At 36.0% G+C, this 16,215-nt stretch carries 10 protein-coding genes and 2 pseudogenes; 8 read left to right on the forward strand and 4 right to left on the reverse strand.

Annotated features, from left to right (window positions below):
* Positions 1–185: 185 nt before the first annotated feature.
* Positions 186–644 (forward strand): hypothetical protein, encoded by a 459-nt coding sequence (locus tag K5S59_RS23310; protein ID WP_120450525.1) that lies wholly within the window; start codon positions 186–188, stop codon positions 642–644.
* Positions 645–810: 166 nt separating this feature from the next.
* On the opposite strand, the gene K5S59_RS23315 is transcribed toward K5S59_RS23310, so the two are convergent.
* Entirely contained in the window at positions 811–2,055 is a 1,245-nt protein-coding gene (locus tag K5S59_RS23315; RefSeq protein ID WP_120450523.1) for an MFS transporter, read from the reverse strand.
* 224 nt (positions 2,056–2,279) lie between these two features.
* On the opposite strand from K5S59_RS23315, the gene K5S59_RS23320 reads away from it, so the two are divergent.
* From K5S59_RS23320 to K5S59_RS23335, 4 genes are all read left to right on the forward strand, one after another.
* Positions 2,280–2,861: a TetR/AcrR family transcriptional regulator gene (locus K5S59_RS23320; RefSeq protein WP_000113333.1), complete on the forward strand. Its 582-nt coding sequence runs from the start codon at positions 2,280–2,282 to the stop codon at positions 2,859–2,861.
* 433 nt (positions 2,862–3,294) lie between these two features.
* Positions 3,295–5,070 (forward strand): S-layer homology domain-containing protein, encoded by a 1,776-nt coding sequence (locus K5S59_RS23325; RefSeq protein ID WP_120450522.1) that lies wholly within the window; start codon positions 3,295–3,297, stop codon positions 5,068–5,070.
* 294 nt (positions 5,071–5,364) lie between these two features.
* Complete coding sequence (locus tag K5S59_RS23330) at positions 5,365–6,102, forward strand: DnaD domain-containing protein (RefSeq protein WP_120450520.1); 738 nt, start codon at positions 5,365–5,367, stop codon at positions 6,100–6,102.
* 79 nt (positions 6,103–6,181) lie between these two features.
* Positions 6,182–8,572 carry a penicillin acylase family protein gene (locus K5S59_RS23335; protein WP_120450518.1) on the forward strand — a complete coding sequence of 797 codons (2,391 nt, stop codon included), beginning with the start codon at positions 6,182–6,184 and terminating at the stop codon, positions 8,570–8,572.
* 259 nt (positions 8,573–8,831) lie between these two features.
* Here K5S59_RS23335 and K5S59_RS23340 read toward each other — a convergent pair whose 3' ends face one another.
* From K5S59_RS23340 to K5S59_RS23350, 3 genes are all read right to left on the reverse strand, one after another.
* Positions 8,832–10,619 carry a helix-turn-helix transcriptional regulator gene (locus K5S59_RS23340; protein WP_000886412.1) on the reverse strand — a complete coding sequence of 596 codons (1,788 nt, stop codon included), beginning with the start codon at positions 10,617–10,619 and terminating at the stop codon, positions 8,832–8,834.
* Between the two features lie 114 nt (positions 10,620–10,733).
* The gene (locus tag K5S59_RS23345) at positions 10,734–11,312 is read right to left on the reverse strand and encodes a sensor domain-containing protein (protein WP_033656157.1); all 579 of its coding nucleotides are present in this window, start codon (positions 11,310–11,312) and stop codon (positions 10,734–10,736) included.
* 203 nt (positions 11,313–11,515) lie between these two features.
* Entirely contained in the window at positions 11,516–12,853 is a 1,338-nt protein-coding gene (locus K5S59_RS23350) for an erythromycin esterase family protein (RefSeq protein WP_097843126.1), read from the reverse strand.
* Between the two features lie 361 nt (positions 12,854–13,214).
* Between K5S59_RS23350 and K5S59_RS23355 the strand changes: the two genes are divergently transcribed.
* The 3 genes and pseudogenes from K5S59_RS23355 (at position 13,215) to K5S59_RS23365 (ending at position 16,212) form a co-directional block, all read left to right on the forward strand.
* Positions 13,215–14,093 carry a CPBP family intramembrane glutamic endopeptidase gene (locus K5S59_RS23355; protein WP_098258514.1) on the forward strand — a complete coding sequence of 293 codons (879 nt, stop codon included), beginning with the start codon at positions 13,215–13,217 and terminating at the stop codon, positions 14,091–14,093.
* Positions 14,094–14,143: 50 nt separating this feature from the next.
* Positions 14,144–14,357 (forward strand): annotated as a pseudogene (locus tag K5S59_RS23360) (alpha/beta-type small acid-soluble spore protein).
* A gap of 621 nt (positions 14,358–14,978) precedes the next feature.
* A pseudogene (locus K5S59_RS23365) lies at positions 14,979–16,212 on the forward strand (WXG100 family type VII secretion target).
* Positions 16,213–16,215: the final 3 nt, after the last annotated feature.

A 16,215-nucleotide genomic window follows, 5' to 3' on the forward strand; every position in this document is an offset into this window, starting at 1 on the left:
ATTTATTATTGTGAATATACAACATGAAGATAAAAAGGGGGAGAAATAATATGGATGTATGGCTCTCCGCATAGTGAGGGGATGTAAATAATGCTTTCTCTTTGGCGTTTTTGCTGTAGTATCATGTTATCCTTTAATAAAGTAATAAATGGAGTTTTACATTGAATATGTGAGGTAGATTCTAAATGATAAAGAAATTTACTAGAGTGGTACTAACTACGGTGATGCCAATCAGTTTAATTATGGGCTGTGGAAACGATGAAAAAACTAAAGCACAAGAGCCGAAAGTGGTACAATCTGAGAAAAAGGACTATATGGATTATTCATATGGTAGCAAAGGTATATTAGTAAGTGGCAAAGCGAAAGAACGTCAACAATACGAGGTTGGATTTATAGATGACAACAAGTTAATAGGGATTGATGAAAATATTGAGGACTGTATTATTTTAGATAATAAAGATGAAGTAGGTTACATTTGGAAACAAGTAGAGCGGGGAGCTATTATTGAAGTGCAATTTGGTAAGAACCGCAACGATATCGTAGGTGTACAACTAGTAGGAGATCGTGAGTCATACGAAATTAGTGATAAGTTTGATCGAAATACGATAAATGAGATCGTCGAAAATGTTAAAGGGAGTTTGTAATAGATGTATTTCGCTAGTATAGAATCTATTATCATGAAATAGCGAATCGTATACATAATAGTTTGGAATCAACGGCATTTTTCATATGAAAATGCCGTTGATTTGTGTTGAAAAGTAAATGCGATTTTATAGTCTTGTAGAAAAACACGTATTAAATATAAATAAATTATTCCTCTTTCAGCTGTGATGATCGCCGTGAAGTTATTATCCAAAATATAAGAGCACAAGCACTAACAGATACACCTAATATACATACTCCATCCCAACCATATTTTGCATACGTATTTGTTGAAAGAATTGCACCTATTGCACTACCGATAGAATAAAAAATCATGTAACTGGCAGTGAGTCGACTTCTTGCTTCGGGACGCACTGTGAACAGCATACTTTGATTGGTGACATGTACAGCTTGCACGGCTAAATCTAGAAGGATAATGCCGAAAACTAGTAATAATAGAGAGTGGTTAATAGATTTAATTAGGAGCCATGAGAGTATTAATAATGATAAGGCTATGCCAGTTGTTCTTTGTCCTAATCCTTTATCAGCTAATTGTCCAGCTTTAGTAGCAGCTAATGCACCCGCCACTCCAGCAAGACCGAACGCACCAATAGCTGTATGCGAAAGGTTATGTGGTGTAGCACTTAGAGGCAATACTAAAGAAGTCCATAAAATACTGAATGAAGTGAAAATAAGCAATGCTAATATTCCGCGAATGCGTAAGAGTCGTTCTTCCACAAATAATAAGAGAACAGAGTATATTAATTTTCGGTAAGGCATAGTTGTCACTTTTTTATGTTCAAGAGTAGGTAAATTTCGGTGCAACAAAACAGTTACGAAGAGTAAAAGAATAGCAGAGGTGAGATAAACAGATCGCCATCCAGCTAAATCTGTTAATGTGCCTGCAAATGTACGAGCAAGGAGAATGCCTATCACAACGCCACTTGTAACGAAACCTACTATGCGTCCACGTTCTGATGGTTTAGCTAAAATTGATGCATATGCGACGAGTGTTTGCGTAACAGTTGCAAGAATTCCTACTAAGGCCATACCTATAAAAAGTACGATGGTTGAGGGAGCGACTCCAATTATAATTAAAGCAATAACGGATAAAAGCATTTGAGCAATAATAAGTTTCTTTTGGTTTAATAAGTCACCGAGTGGAACTAATAAAAGTAATCCGATTGCATAACAAATTTGAGTAATAGTAATCACAATACCGATAGTTGAATGACTAATCTTAAATTCATTTGATAAAGAATCAAGTAGTGGATGGGCGAAGTATATATTTGCTACAGCCATCCCACAAGCTATTGCGAATAATAGAGTCATATAACGAGACATTGCTGCATGAACAGGTGAATGTATCTGAGTATGTTTTCGAATGGTCATCATTTTTTCTTTACTATTCATAAAATCAGCTCCTTTTTGTATTATTGAAAATAACGTACCGAACGGTATGTTATTTATAAGTAAAATATAATCTCGAAGAAATATATATGTCAAGTTTGTTTTGAGTTAATTATGATTTTTTTGACATGTCGTTTATAATCTAATACGATATATAATATACCGATTGGTACATAAATGATGATGTATAGTCTTAATAACTAGATGTAGAAAGGAGATGGTTTTAAATGGCGCGACTACGTGAATTTGATGAAGAAAAGGCTTTAGATGCTGCTATGCAACTTTTTTGGGAGAAGGGATACGCAGCTACTTCATTAAGTGAATTAACTGCAAAAATGGAAATACAAAAGCCGAGTTTATATTCAGCCTTTGGTGATAAAGAGGGATTATTTGAAGCGGCATTAAGGCGATACACAAATTTACATGCGGCTAATATACGAATAAAACTTCAAAACGAACAATCTGTAAAAGAAGCTATTCGGGCGTTTTTTGAAGATATGGTGGAAGAGGAATATAAAAAAGATTTCAGTAAAGGCTGTTTTTGCATTAACACAATGGTTGAACTTGCTCCTCATAATGAAAAATTTGAAGTACTGACTAGAGAACATCAAATGTATCTTACAGTTATTTTTCAAGAATTAATTACGAAAGGAATTCAATCAGGAGAACTACAAAATGATTTGAACGCTAAAGCATTAGCGCAAACATTAGTCACGTCCTTAATTGGATTAACGGTGTTAATGAAATCACGCCCAGAACGTTCCGTTATAGATAATTCGGTATCTATAATAGTATCTTTACTAAAATGACTTTTGTAGAAATGTATTTCAATGTTAGTGAGTAAAATAAGAGTAATCTTTTCCATATAATAACTCCTTTCAATGTGAAAATATTGATATTTAAAAATGGGGAAAGTATACAGCAATAGGATTGATTAATAGATACATAATAGTTAGGAAAAATCATAAAGATCCTTCTTGTTGAAGAAAATCAGTAAAAGGTATCCTAATCTATTTTTTGAGAAGTAGTGGAGTGTAAGGTGGATAAGTGCTTTTGACGGCAATTGCAATTGGTTTTAAAATAATGTCTGTTAAGGAATTTTATAGAAACTATCATTCACCTGCTGGGGAAAGTATTTATAAAAGGGTGAAATAAACATAGTAGATTTATAGTCTTTCACTAATTGGAAAATAAAGGGAGGTTAAGATGCTTACACGAACTGTGTAGGTATTTCATACAGCAATGAATATTAAAAAACGAGTAATCACACTATCAACAAGTTTAGTAATGTTAGGGAGTGCACCTATAGCAATATCAGCAGAAGAGAGTAAAAACCTTCAAACTGATCAACTTCGTATCGCGCAAGGGGAGAGTGGGACGAGCGGATTAAGTTATTCTGATTTTAATCTAGAAACTCCAGATTACATGCAAATTAATGAAGCGGAAGTATCAGAGAATGAGGAAATTCTTCTAGAAGAATATAAACATAAACATGATGAAACAGAAGAGTTACATAAAATGAAAGAAGCTAAAAGAGGTCAAGTAGCGGAAGATGAGGCGATTTCAAATATTGAAAAGGCTTTTGAACATGTAGACGGTCGAAATGATGGTTCTACTCGCGAAATGAAGCCAGTTGAAAAGCCAAGAGCTATTCAGTATAGTGCATCGACGACTACAAAGAAATATGGGACACTTGCAGGCACTCCATTTGTAGAGTGGATTGTTCCAGCAGGAAACCCTGATATTCGCCCTGCCAATCCGATGAAAGCACGTTACATTACAATTCACGAGACTGCAAACACAGCTCGTGGTGCGAATGCTGAAAATCATGCGAAATACTTGTATAAACAAGCAACGGAAGGTACGTTCCGAACTGCTTCATGGCATTTTACTGTAGACGATAAACAAATTTATCAGCACTTACCAACAAATGAAAACGGTTGGCATGCAGGAGATGGTGATGGCTCAGGAAACAGAGAATCTATTGGGATTGAAATTTCTGTTAACCAAGATGGAGATTACAATAAAGCGTTAGAGAATGCGAAGCGACTTGCAGGTTACTTAATGAATAAAGAAGGAATTAGCGCGGATCACATTTACAGGCATCAACAATGGAGCGGAAAAAACTGTCCTGATATTTTAATTTCTCGTGGGAATTGGACTGGCTTCGTACAAGGTATTCAATGGTATGCAAATGTGAACGCACAAATTGACTCGCCTTTACAAGAAAGAAACGAGCTATTTGATTCAAATGAATTTAATCCAGCTGAACCTAGCATGGAGCTAGTCGTGAATGGTGATGGTATAAACATACGTAGCGGCGCAGGAATTGAACATCCTACCGTTCGTAAAGCTTCAAACGGAGACCGTTATAAAGTGCTAGCAGTTAAAAACGGTTGGTACAAAGTAGGAAATGGAGAATGGATTTTCTACAATCCGAGTTGGATTAAGATTAACTACAATGTACCAAAAGAAGAAGTACAAAAGCCAAAAGATGATATTACAGGTGGATGGTTTGAGGGACATATTCGTAAACTACACAGTCTAGGTATTATGCACGGAGAAGGAAATGGTGTATTTGCGCCTTATCGTAATGTAACGAGAGCTGAGTTTGCGACATTAATCTCAAATGCTCTTAAACTACCAGAAGGAAATAAGTCATTTGTAGATATTAACAAAGCGCACCCATCACTTCATGACGGTATTAAACGTAGTGCAAGTGCAGGAATTATTAGCGGTCGTGGCGGAGGGGTTTTTGACCCGAATGCGCCAATCACTCGTGAAGAAGCATCTATTATGATTGACAACGCATTACAGTATAAAGGTGTTACAGGTGAATTAGTCGCATTACCATTTATGGATAAACATTTGATCACATACAAAAAGCCTGTTCAACGATTATACAGCTTACAGGTAGTTACTGGTGTTGGGAATAATGAGTTTAATCCTAAAGGTACAACAACTCGTGGTGAGGCAGCTGTCTTTATAGTGAAGATGTTAGATGCAAGTCAAAAATAGAAAGAATGGTAAAGGAGCTATCCAAAATGAAAATTTGGAATAGCTCTTTTTTATTTTAGCCCCTTCCAAGCCCCTTCCAAGCCCCTTATAAGCACCTACCAAGTAATAAATCACTAAGAAAAAACAATACAAAACAAAAACAACTACAAGAACAAAAAAGCGCGAAAAAATAAAACCGGCGTTGTAGTAGTTAAAAAAATTGGAATTCTAATGCAAAAACAAAGCCCTCATTCCTATATGTATATTGAAGGATTGAAATTTGCCTTTTTATGAATAAAAGGAGGAGGGAAATAGATGGCGGTATACCGTAATGTGCAGGTGAACTTTTGGCAAGATGAATTCATATTAGATTTAACGCCAGAGGAGCGTTATTTTTACATATATTTGTTAACTGGTACAAAAACGAAGCAATGTGGAATTTACGTATTACCGAAGCGTGTGGCAGAACTGGAAACAGGCTACAGTATGGAAACTGTTGAGAAGCTGTTAAATAGGTTTGTTGCATACGGAAAGATTTTATACAATACGGAAACGAAAGAGTTATACATATTAAATTGGCTACACTATAACCCTATTTTAAATACGAATGTAGAAAAGTGTGTGTTACGTGAATTAAAGACTGTAAAAAATAAAGAATTCATACATATGTTTTTACGTAAATGTCTTGAAGAAGAGTGGAAGATTCCATTGTTATTGCAGCACTTTGGTATGCCGGCAGAAGAGGATAATAGTAGTTTAGAAGTAGTTGCTGAGGAGAAGGAAGAAGAGATAGAAGAGGATACTTCGCATAGTGAAGTGTATAAGTTTTACGAACAACATATGAGTAGTCTATCCCCATATATCGTGAAGGAATTGAAAGAGTGGATACAAAAATTTTCAGGAGAGACAGTACTAGAGGCACTTAAAATTGCGTTTGAACAGAATAAGCGAACGTTTGCTTATGTGAAGGGGATTTTGAGGAATTGGTTTAAGAAAGGACGGGGGGATTTCAGTGGAAGAAAGGAAGGAGAAGTCTGTTTACATGATCCATAACATGAGAAAAGAAGGATTTTTCCTATTCAAAAAGGTTCTTTCAAAATAGAAGCGAATAGTTTGAGAAAGGAGGGGTTATATGGAAGTCGTCATAAAGAAGAAACGAACTAGAGGTAAGAGAATTTTTATATGGTCTAGTAGTATCGTTCTTTTGTTAGTTATTTGTACAGTAATTTTTTTAAACATATATACGTTGAGATCTGTGCCAAAGATAGATGGAACGATAAAACTAGAGGACCTGCAACGTGCTGTTCAGGTAAAGCGGGATAGTAAAGGGGTACCGCATATTAAAGCGGAAAATGCACATGATTTATATTTTTCGCAAGGGTATGTACAAGCGCAAGATCGTTTGTTTCAAATGGATTTAAGTAGAAGGCAAGCTTCTGGGATGTTGAGTGAAGTTGTAGGGGAAGCAGCTGTTGATCGAGATAAGTTGTTTCGAACGCTCGGTTTACGGAGAGCAGCCGAAGCATCCGTTAGTCAATATGATGGGGAAGCGAAATATGCCCTGCAGTCATTTGCTGATGGGGTGAACGCTTTTATACGCGAGGCGAAAGAGGAAAAGAAATTGCCGGTTGAGTTTACTATATTAGGTTATGAGCCTGCTAAATGGTCCATTGTTGATACGTTAACGATTGGAAAGTATATGGCGTTTGATTTAGGTGGACATTGGCACGGACAAGCATTTCGATATTGGGCGCTGAAAAATTTACCGAAAGAGCAAGCAAATGAGCTATTTCCTACATATCCGAAAGATGCACCTAGATTGCTAGCTGAACTGAAAAATACAAATGTGGACGTAGCACAAAGTTTTGCAAAAACGATCATTCCGCCAGAGTTTAACGGTAGCAATAACTGGGTCATAAGCGGTGAGAAGAGTGCGTCTGGTAAGCCAATCTTAGCAGATGATCCTCATTTATCTCTTGCGACACCTTCTATTTGGTATCAATCGCAACTTGAAATGAAAGATTTACATGTGAGTGGCGTTATTTTCGCAGGAGTACCAGGTGTTATATTAGGTCACAATGACAAAATAGCATGGGGTGTTACGAATACTGGCCCTGATGTGCAAGACTTATATATTGAGAAGAGAAATCCTAATAATGAAAATGAATTTTTGTATAACGATAAGTGGGAGAAAGCCACAGTTGTTGATGAATCCATCAAAGTAAAAGGCGGGAAAACAATTCCGTATAACGTGACGGTTACGAGGCATGGTCCAGTCATTTCAGAGTTTGCGGATAAAGGGAAAGAGAAAACGAAAACCGTATTTGCTTTGAAATGGACTGCTTTGGAACCTTCCGCTGAATTAAAGGCTGTATTAAATATGAATAAAGCGAAAGATTGGAATGAGTTTGAAACGGCACTTCAAGATTTTCATACACCAACTCAAAACTTTGTATTTGCATCAAATGATGGCACAATTGCTTATAAAGCGAACGGAAATATACCAGTGCGTAAAAAAGGAGATGGGAGTTTACCAGTACCAGGATGGACAGATGAATATGAGTGGGAAGGGTATATCCCATATGATCAACTCCCAAAAGTAATAAATCCAAAACAAGGGTTTATTTCAACGGCGAATAATAAAATTGTGGATGATCATTATCCATATCATATTAGTAATACGTGGGCGCAGCCATATAGACAAATGCGTATTCAAGAGTTTTTACAAGAGAAGGAAAAGTATACGGTGAAAGATTTAGAAGAGTTACAGATGGATCAAAAAAATTTATACGGGAAAGAATTTGCTCCTATATTGTTAAAAGAGTTAAATAAAGCATCTTTAAATGAAGTAGAGAAAGAAGGCGTAAAACAATTAGCAAAATGGAATTTTTATGATAGTAAAGATGAAGCGGCACCATTACTATTCCATTTATTAATGAAAGAGATTTCGAATACGTTATTTTCAAAAGAAATACCGAAAGATGTGATGGAGTTATTTGAAGGGAAGTCACAAGTTGTTGATGAATTGATTCGAAAAGAAGTAGCGGGAGAAAAGAGCGCTTGGTTTACGAAGTACGGAGGATTCACGAAAGTTGTGCATACATCGTATGAAAATGTAATGAAGAAATTACAGAAGGAATATGGACCAGATGTTGGGGAGTGGAAGTGGGGCGATTACCATCAACTAGCGTTCACACATCCAATTTCAAAATCATCTAGTATGTTAGCACTACTTGCATTTAATCGTGAAAAACCAGTTCCAATTGGCGGAAGCCAAGTTACCGTTCAAGCAGCGAGTTACGGAGATAACGGTATTGTCAATCACGGAGCGTCTTGGCGTTTCGTAATTGATACGAAAGATATGTCAAACGGTTATCATATCGTAGGGCCAGGACAATCGGGACATTTTAGAAGCGATTGGTATCATGATCAAATCAATGATTGGGTAAATGGAACGTATCATACGACTACATTGAATACGGAGGGGATAGAGGGGAAGGTGTTGACTTTAGAGCCGAAGTGATACTATTTCCACTGATGAAAACTATTAAATTAGAACATAACCAAGTTCTTAAATAATTTTAATAACCTACTATCAATTAAATTGATAGTAGGCTTTTGTATTTTAGAGGATAAGATTCAATGATTTTATTATGACAAAATAGTAAATGTTTTAACACTTACTTATACGATAACGGACCTTATTTACTCTGTTACAAAAGAAACTAAACAAAGCGTTCTGTTTCTTTGTTCCTCATTTTTATATACCGCAAAATATTTTGTTATTCAATAATTCCAATTTCTAAAGCCTTTTGAACAGCTTCTTCTTTGTTACGGACTCCTAGCTTTGTATAAGCTGTGGAAGCATAATTTCTGACCGTACCACTCGATAAATATAATCTTGATGCTATGGTAGTGTATCGAAGTCCTTTTGCTACTAGTTGCAATATTTCTATCTCCCTAGCTGTTAGCTCATAAGCGGTTGCTTTTGATTGTGGTGTCTCTTTTTGCTCATCAAACTTCTCAAATATTTTGTGAGACATTCCCTGATCAATTAGTGTCCCACCTTTGTGAATAAGTCGGATCGTATTAGCTAGCTCCAACGTTTCAATAGATTTAAGTAAAAAACCATCCGCACCGTTGCGAAGTGATTCCACTGCCTGTTCGGTATCTTGAAACGTTGTAAAAATCAATACGCGGATATGTGGCCATTGTTGCTTAATCTTTTTGGTTGCTTCGATTCCATCCATGTGCTGCATATCTAAATCCATAAGTATAACATGGGGTTGAAGGCGCCCGCACAAATCGATGGCTTGATTGCCATCCTCAGCCAAACCGACTACATTTAAATCTTCATATCTATCGAGTAGTGTCCTCAAACTTTCCCGAACAAATGGCTGATCATCTACAATTAACAAACGAATAAGTCCATCTTTTATTTCAGTTTGTCGCGGTATGGTACATGTAACAAGCATTCCTTCCTCTGGCTTTGTATATACAGACAAATGACCTTGCAGGTTCATTGCCCGTTCTTTCATCGCATTCATACCGAAGCCTTCCTGCCATTCTACATTTCCTTTTCCATTATCTTGAACTTCTAACCTCGTATATTGTTCGTCAAACTGCAATGAAACTATAATTTCAGTCCCTTGACCATGACGTACTGCATTCGTAAGGGACTCTTGTAAGCAACGAATGAATGCGATCTTCGCTTGCCGAGATAGTTGATATTCCTCTCCGAATGTCCTAAAACTTACATTCACCTGAGCGTGCTCCTGAAATTCGGCTCCAAGATTTTGTAGAGATTGAATTAAGGAAGGCGATTGACACGGAGAATCCATTTGATGTAGGTAACCTCTCACGTCATCGATGCTTTTCCGTCCCATGTCAAGCAGAGAATCTAGCCTCTGTATACCCATTTCAGTAGCAAGTTCGGTACGCAACGTTTCCATCCCCATAATAATAGAAGTATAAGCGTGACCAACTGTATCATGAAGCTCACTTGACAGTCTGTTCCGTTCTTCTGCCAGTGTAATACGTTCAATCTGAGACATATATTGCTCAAGTACCGCGTTTTGTTTACGAATCGCTTCATTTTGCTTATGATTGACGATTAATAAATGGAAAGCGAAGCCCATTACATAAGCAAGTCCATAGTTGGTAACCATAACCCAATAGCTATTACTTGGCGCAACCGCATAGAAAATTCCAGTTGTTATAAAAACTGTTGTTGGAGCTGTCCAATAATAGGACAAATGCTGACTATTCGCAGCAATCAGAAAAGCCGATATAAGAAATGTAACGTTAGCTCCCGGAAATAAAGAAGTTAAATATATACACAGTCCACCATATAGCAGTATTTCTGTGAACAAATAATATTTATAATTGAATAGTAAGGCTACCCATGGAACAGAGAAGGCAATAATTTCCCAAAGAATAATAATCCAAAGTGGCAATGTTAAACTATCCTGAAAATCGAATGTGGTTATGGCGATAGAGACACTAACAAGTATACGGACTCCTAACATAATCCAATCGTACCAAAACCAATACTTAACCATATCTAACAAGTTATTTACCCCCTAAGTAGCCTACCTTTTTACTTCCTATATTATAAATTAATCCTTCATACATTGTTATACTTTTTAATTTTACACTGCAATTCTCTCACAGAAGGCAAACTTCTATTGATTTAGTTGCCGGATCATGCTACGTGTATAGCCCCCAATTTTCTTTGTCAAACCATCTACTATTCTAATACTTATGGCTGTAAATACTATACCCATAAACATTACAAAGAGTGACTTGGCAAACGTATCTATCTGTATGAATATAATATTCATTTCAATGTAGCGATACAGTAGTGGTGCCAACAGCAACATAAGTGGCATTACATAAAAAATGATTGCACTAATGAGACTGAAAATCCCAATTACTAATTTCTGCATTAACCAAAAGACAGCAGACCAAGTGCGACGATCAGTAAGCACTAATTTCACCTGAGCCCAGCTCGATGTATCTATTGTTATACTTCTATTATAAGAGTCTGTTGAAATATCTGTATAAATTTTCGTCTGTATACGCTCGAATTGGATAAAAGGTGTAGTAGTCTGTAGTACACGTATAACTAGTGGAATCCCAATTACAGTAAATGAAAGGGTGAAACTGAATAGTAGAGCTATTAGATAAAAACAAAAATAAAAAAATCCTGTAACGAAAGTTAGCAATAAAAAATAACCATTCTGGATGAATCTTGATTTCATAAAGTTCATCGCTCCTATCTATGTAATAACCGAATTGTACTGCTTTTTTTGTCATTCTCACTAGTGTAAAAGTGTCATATGACATTTCTAAATGATGCTAAAAAGGGGAGAGTAACCTACTTCTGGTTAAAAAAGATGCTTATATCAATCACCATAAAACAATCCCGTTCTTGCAGATGCAAGAACGGGATTGTTTTGTACTTTTATTTAATATGAGATGGACTTGTTTTTCGAATATGAAAAATAATATCAAATTGCTCAAGTAATGATTTATCAAAGTATACCGATTCGTTCGGGAAGATTTGTCCCCCTATACTCAGTAATGGTCTTTTTGCTTTAACCCATTTCTCTGCTTGTCCTCTAAGGTGACGGTTATCCAATAAAAACATGTTATATGGTACTTTTCCAAGGGTATAATTAAAACTATTAATGTTTTGTGGAATCTCACGCGTTGTAATCTTACCTCCAGTGGAAGGATCATATTCGCTGTATAAGGTGAAATTCCCCTCCGTAGTTGTACTACCAATGGTGACATAATTATTGTCTAAACGTTCCTTCAAAAACTGTCCCGCAGCATAAGGATATAATTTCTCATCGATAATTCCTTTAGCTATATGAATATTGTGTCCCCATACCATCGTTTTACCACCCAATGTCTCTTGTGCCCACATTGCATGATCTGCCAAGTATTGCTCATGTAGCTTTAACATACTTGGATAGTCGTTAGGAATTAGCATTGTGGTAAATTTCTCTATTGCACTTGCCGTTGCTTTCGCCCAGATGTACTCGGGTGAAACTATTTCTGTGTTGGATTGCTTATTCTCATCTTTTAGTAATCGAGCTACTCTCTCAGCGTTTGCTTTGAACTTTTCTTTTATTTCAGGAGCAAGGTCCATATATTCCTGTAAACCTCCATTAAAAGCCGACAATTCTTTATAATTTTCTTCTACTTCTGCCAGCAAATCTGGTCGATGCAGCCTTACATAATCAATTACTTTATTAAAGCAACCTTGGTCCAATTCCTTTAAGTCGAGCCCAATAAATTGGATCTTTTTTTTATTGGATGGATTAGCATTATAATCTTTCATCCACTCAATCATGGCTATAATTTCATCAGTAGGATATAACAAGTTTAAAAATTCCCTAGGGTTTCCTTTTCCTGTTTGGATATATTCATTTAGTTTTAAGCCGTTTCCCCAATCTTCTTCCATTGTGAAATTTGTAAACCCCATCTCAGTAACCAAATATTTCACAAGGCGAAACTTCATAGTGAAAATTTCAGAGCTTCCATGAGTATTTTCTCCTAATCCTACATATTGTGCGCTCCCAATCATTTTCTTAAGTGGTTTTAAATCCTCAAATGATTTTGACGGCTCTATCGTTTTTAATGGGTAAGCCTGTGATTGTATGGATTTAACTATATTTTTTTGTATTGATTGACCTGAATTTTCGACTGCTACTGTTTGAGCCTTTCCTACTTCTACACATCCTGTGACTAATAAAGCTGTACTAACCATTGCAATTATTCTTTTCTTATTCATTTTTTTCCACCTCAATTGAATTATTTGTAAAAGCAAGAATGATTCATTGTACTTGCACGAATCAATTGCCTTAATTCAATTGTTATTTATTCCATATCATATTTTCTAGTTACATAGTGTCATAAGGTTAATTGACACAGGTCATAGACTAATCATTACACTTTTGTACTATCGGTTATGACAACTTATAAATAATAATTGCATGGATGAGTCGCAAGTAAAACTAGATTATGAATTTGGGAGTGATGTTAAAGATGAATGAATCTGTATGCCAAAATATTTTTATTCTAAGGTGTGTCTGTAGAAATGACAAGAAGTACATTCGATAAACAAGTGAATGAAAGGGGAAGGGCGGATTACAATGATATTACACGCAAAATCGTTCCACAATAAAGATAAAATCCAACGTGCAAAAATAGGACTTCAACTCTTTCTGAGTATCTTAATCATTACTTCTATTATCCTAAATGTAGTAGTAATAATTACGAAAAGTATGCCGCTTATTGTGGTATATATGTTTACCCCAGCAATTTCTTCTATTTTGACTCGCATAATACTGAAAGAAGGGTTTAAAGATGTATCTTTTAGTCTCGGTAACTTAAAGATATGGAAGGGGATCGGTTTTGCTCTGCTAATCCCTATGATTATTTGTGGAATTACGTATTCTATCGCCTGGTTGAGCGGAATTGCGGGGTTTCAGCATCCAAAAGGTGGTATGTTAGAACCGATCTACAATTTACTTGGGCTTCAGTATGTAACGGCACCATTCAGTTTCATTTATCTAGTAGTATTGAGTGGCATTTTCGGAAGTTTGCTTAACTTAATCCCAGTTTTGGGAGAAGAAATGGGCTGGCGAGGTTATATGCTCACAAGGCTAGTCGATGCAGAGTTTTCACGGCCCATCCTTATTAGTGGATTGATTTGGGCAACGTGGCATGTTCCGATAGTTATTGCTGGTCTATATGTAGAGGGACCATCTGTCGTTCTTTCGGTACTTGGCATCTATCTTTGTATTGTGCCATTCAGTTATATTACAGCTTATTTACGACTTATCACAGGTAGCGTTTGGCCTTCGGTTATTATCCATACTACTTGGAATGCCATTATTCAAGGACCTTTCGCACGTGCAAGTACAGGATATCAAGTTGAGATTTGGATTGGAGAATCTGGCTTGATAACCGCTATTATTATCTTGATAACTGCAATAATTATGTCTCGAATAGTGAATTTCACGAAATAGCATACGGATGTGTTGTAAATTCGATTAGTGAAAAATGACGAGGTGCAATTATGAATGCTCAAAGATATGAAAGTAATACAAATGAGATTCTTATTTCTGCTGAGAGCTATTGAGCAGATGAAGTACGTGATTGCTCGTGAATTAGGAGTCACATTAGGACCGGATACATCAGCACGTGCAAATGGTTCTGTCGGTGGAGAAATAATAAAACGCTTAGTTCGAATGGCCGAAGAACAGTTAACAGGACAATATAGGTTACAGTAAGTTAAGGTGATAAATAAAAAAAACATATATATGGATTCTTTTCAGACTGTGAAGGAAATCTTCTCCACAGTCTGTTTTTGTGTAAAAAGAGGAGTAAGGACTTCTGGAAGAAATACAACGGATACTGAATTAAAGCATGGATTCAATCCTTCTGATTTCATCAGTACGCCAGTTGAAAGTTTTTACAATAAGTATAGCGTTTTTTTATTTTGAAGATATAATTTTAACTTCGCTTGATGAGCATGTGGCGTTACCCTATTATGTTTTTCTTATGACTATCAATCGAATATCAAAAATTATATAATGACCGAAATATATTTTTCGGAAATTTGTTGTTTTATTAATTATTTATTCGAATATGTAATTTCATTGCAAAATTAATAAACCGCTTATTTTATAATACTATCAGTATAAAAACGTGATGTCTCTTATGACAACCGGGGCTATTTTTAAAGTTGCGGGTTATTTACGAAGTCCGTTCATTTTTCTAAGGCGGAATTGGAGCTGTTTTTATGATGGAATATACTTTCACTTTTAGGAACGGATATTTTCAAATGCTAACTCTTAATGAAATAATGATATGTTATAATTTTCATAATATATATGCAAAGAAGGGATGGAATGAGCACACAAATAAAGGTAACACCGGAACAATTAGAACAAGCTGCTAAAACCGTAAGCAATACGAGATCATCATTAGAACATATACATAAAGATTTATACTCTCAAATTGAATATATAGCTTCTCAGTGGAGCGGAGCAAGCAGTGATCGTTTCTATCAGATGTTTAATGAAGCAAAACCAATAATGTTTAACATTTTGCAAGAATTAGATAAAATCGCAGTAGAATTAGAACGTGCAGCTGTTAAATTCCGAGAAGCGGATGAATCGTATGACGGAAATTTAGTTGACTCTGATATTCAAGAAGGAGCCATGTGTGGAAAACTCCCTCCAAAATCAGAAGAGTCATTTTTTAATAAAAATGATTTAAATGCTGCGTGGACTGGTATTTCTACTGGTTTTGTAGATGGTGTTGTAGATGCATGGAAAGGATTCGTAGCTTTAGGAGATAAAGAAACTTGGTTTAAATATGCGAGATGCGATTGTAAACTATAGAGAGACTATTCCTGCTGCATGGAACACTGTATCAGACACATTTATGAATAATTTTTGGAATGGAGATCTGGAAAGCAGAGAACATTATGCAGCTTACGCAGTCACTACGCTACTCACAGGCTTTGTAGGTAGCAAAGGTCTAGATAAAGTAGGGCAAGTAGGTAAGGTGGCTGCTATTACAGGGTTTACTAAAGGGAAATCACTTGTGACTAATTCTCCAGCATACAGAAATGCATTACACATATTAAATAACTATGAATTCAAAGCTGGTAATCATCTTTCATATGCAGGTGTCGGTAGTACACAACAATATTTACAGAAAGCAGCTACATATACTTATGAAAGTGCAAATGGACCAAAAACCATTCGTTTGCGTAAAGGAGACTTAGCAGGAGATAAGCACCCTGTTACAGGTATTCCGTATGATGCTGAAGGATTTCCTATTTTTGAATCAAAAGGCGAGGTAATGTTAAAAGAGGCAGATTTCAAAAAGTCTAGAACAACACAGTCTAGAAAGTGTAGTAAGGCATTATATGAACAAATAATGGAAAGTCCTGAATTAGCTTTAAAATTTACGGATGAAGAAATTCAATTATTTAAAATGGGAAAAACTCCAGAGCATTATACATGGCATCATCATCAAGACACTGGAAGGATGCAACTTGTAGATTATCAGACTCATCATGATACTGGTCATACAGGTGGATATAAAATTTGGGGAAAAGATAGCGATAAATAGGGA

Source organism: Bacillus sp. BML-BC051 (assembly GCF_019656175.1).
In the GTDB taxonomy this organism is placed as follows: Bacteria; Bacillota; Bacilli; order Bacillales; family Bacillaceae_G; genus Bacillus_A; species Bacillus_A mobilis.

What these genes read in the sequence shown, in the direction of transcription:
- K5S59_RS23310 (WP_120450525.1), top strand. Translation starts at nt 186, where the DNA reads ATGATAAAGAAATTTACTAGAGTGGTACTAACTACGGTGATGCCAATC.
- K5S59_RS23315 (WP_120450523.1), bottom strand. Translation starts at nt 2,055, where the DNA reads ATGAATAGTAAAGAAAAAATGATGACCATTCGAAAACATACTCAGATA.
- K5S59_RS23320 (WP_000113333.1), top strand. Translation starts at nt 2,280, where the DNA reads ATGGCGCGACTACGTGAATTTGATGAAGAAAAGGCTTTAGATGCTGCT.
- K5S59_RS23325 (WP_120450522.1), top strand. Translation starts at nt 3,295, where the DNA reads ATGAATATTAAAAAACGAGTAATCACACTATCAACAAGTTTAGTAATG.
- K5S59_RS23330 (WP_120450520.1), top strand. Translation starts at nt 5,365, where the DNA reads ATGGCGGTATACCGTAATGTGCAGGTGAACTTTTGGCAAGATGAATTC.
- K5S59_RS23335 (WP_120450518.1), top strand. Translation starts at nt 6,182, where the DNA reads ATGGAAGTCGTCATAAAGAAGAAACGAACTAGAGGTAAGAGAATTTTT.
- K5S59_RS23345 (WP_033656157.1), bottom strand. Translation starts at nt 11,312, where the DNA reads ATGAAATCAAGATTCATCCAGAATGGTTATTTTTTATTGCTAACTTTC.
- K5S59_RS23350 (WP_097843126.1), bottom strand. Translation starts at nt 12,853, where the DNA reads ATGAATAAGAAAAGAATAATTGCAATGGTTAGTACAGCTTTATTAGTC.
- K5S59_RS23355 (WP_098258514.1), top strand. Translation starts at nt 13,215, where the DNA reads ATGATATTACACGCAAAATCGTTCCACAATAAAGATAAAATCCAACGT.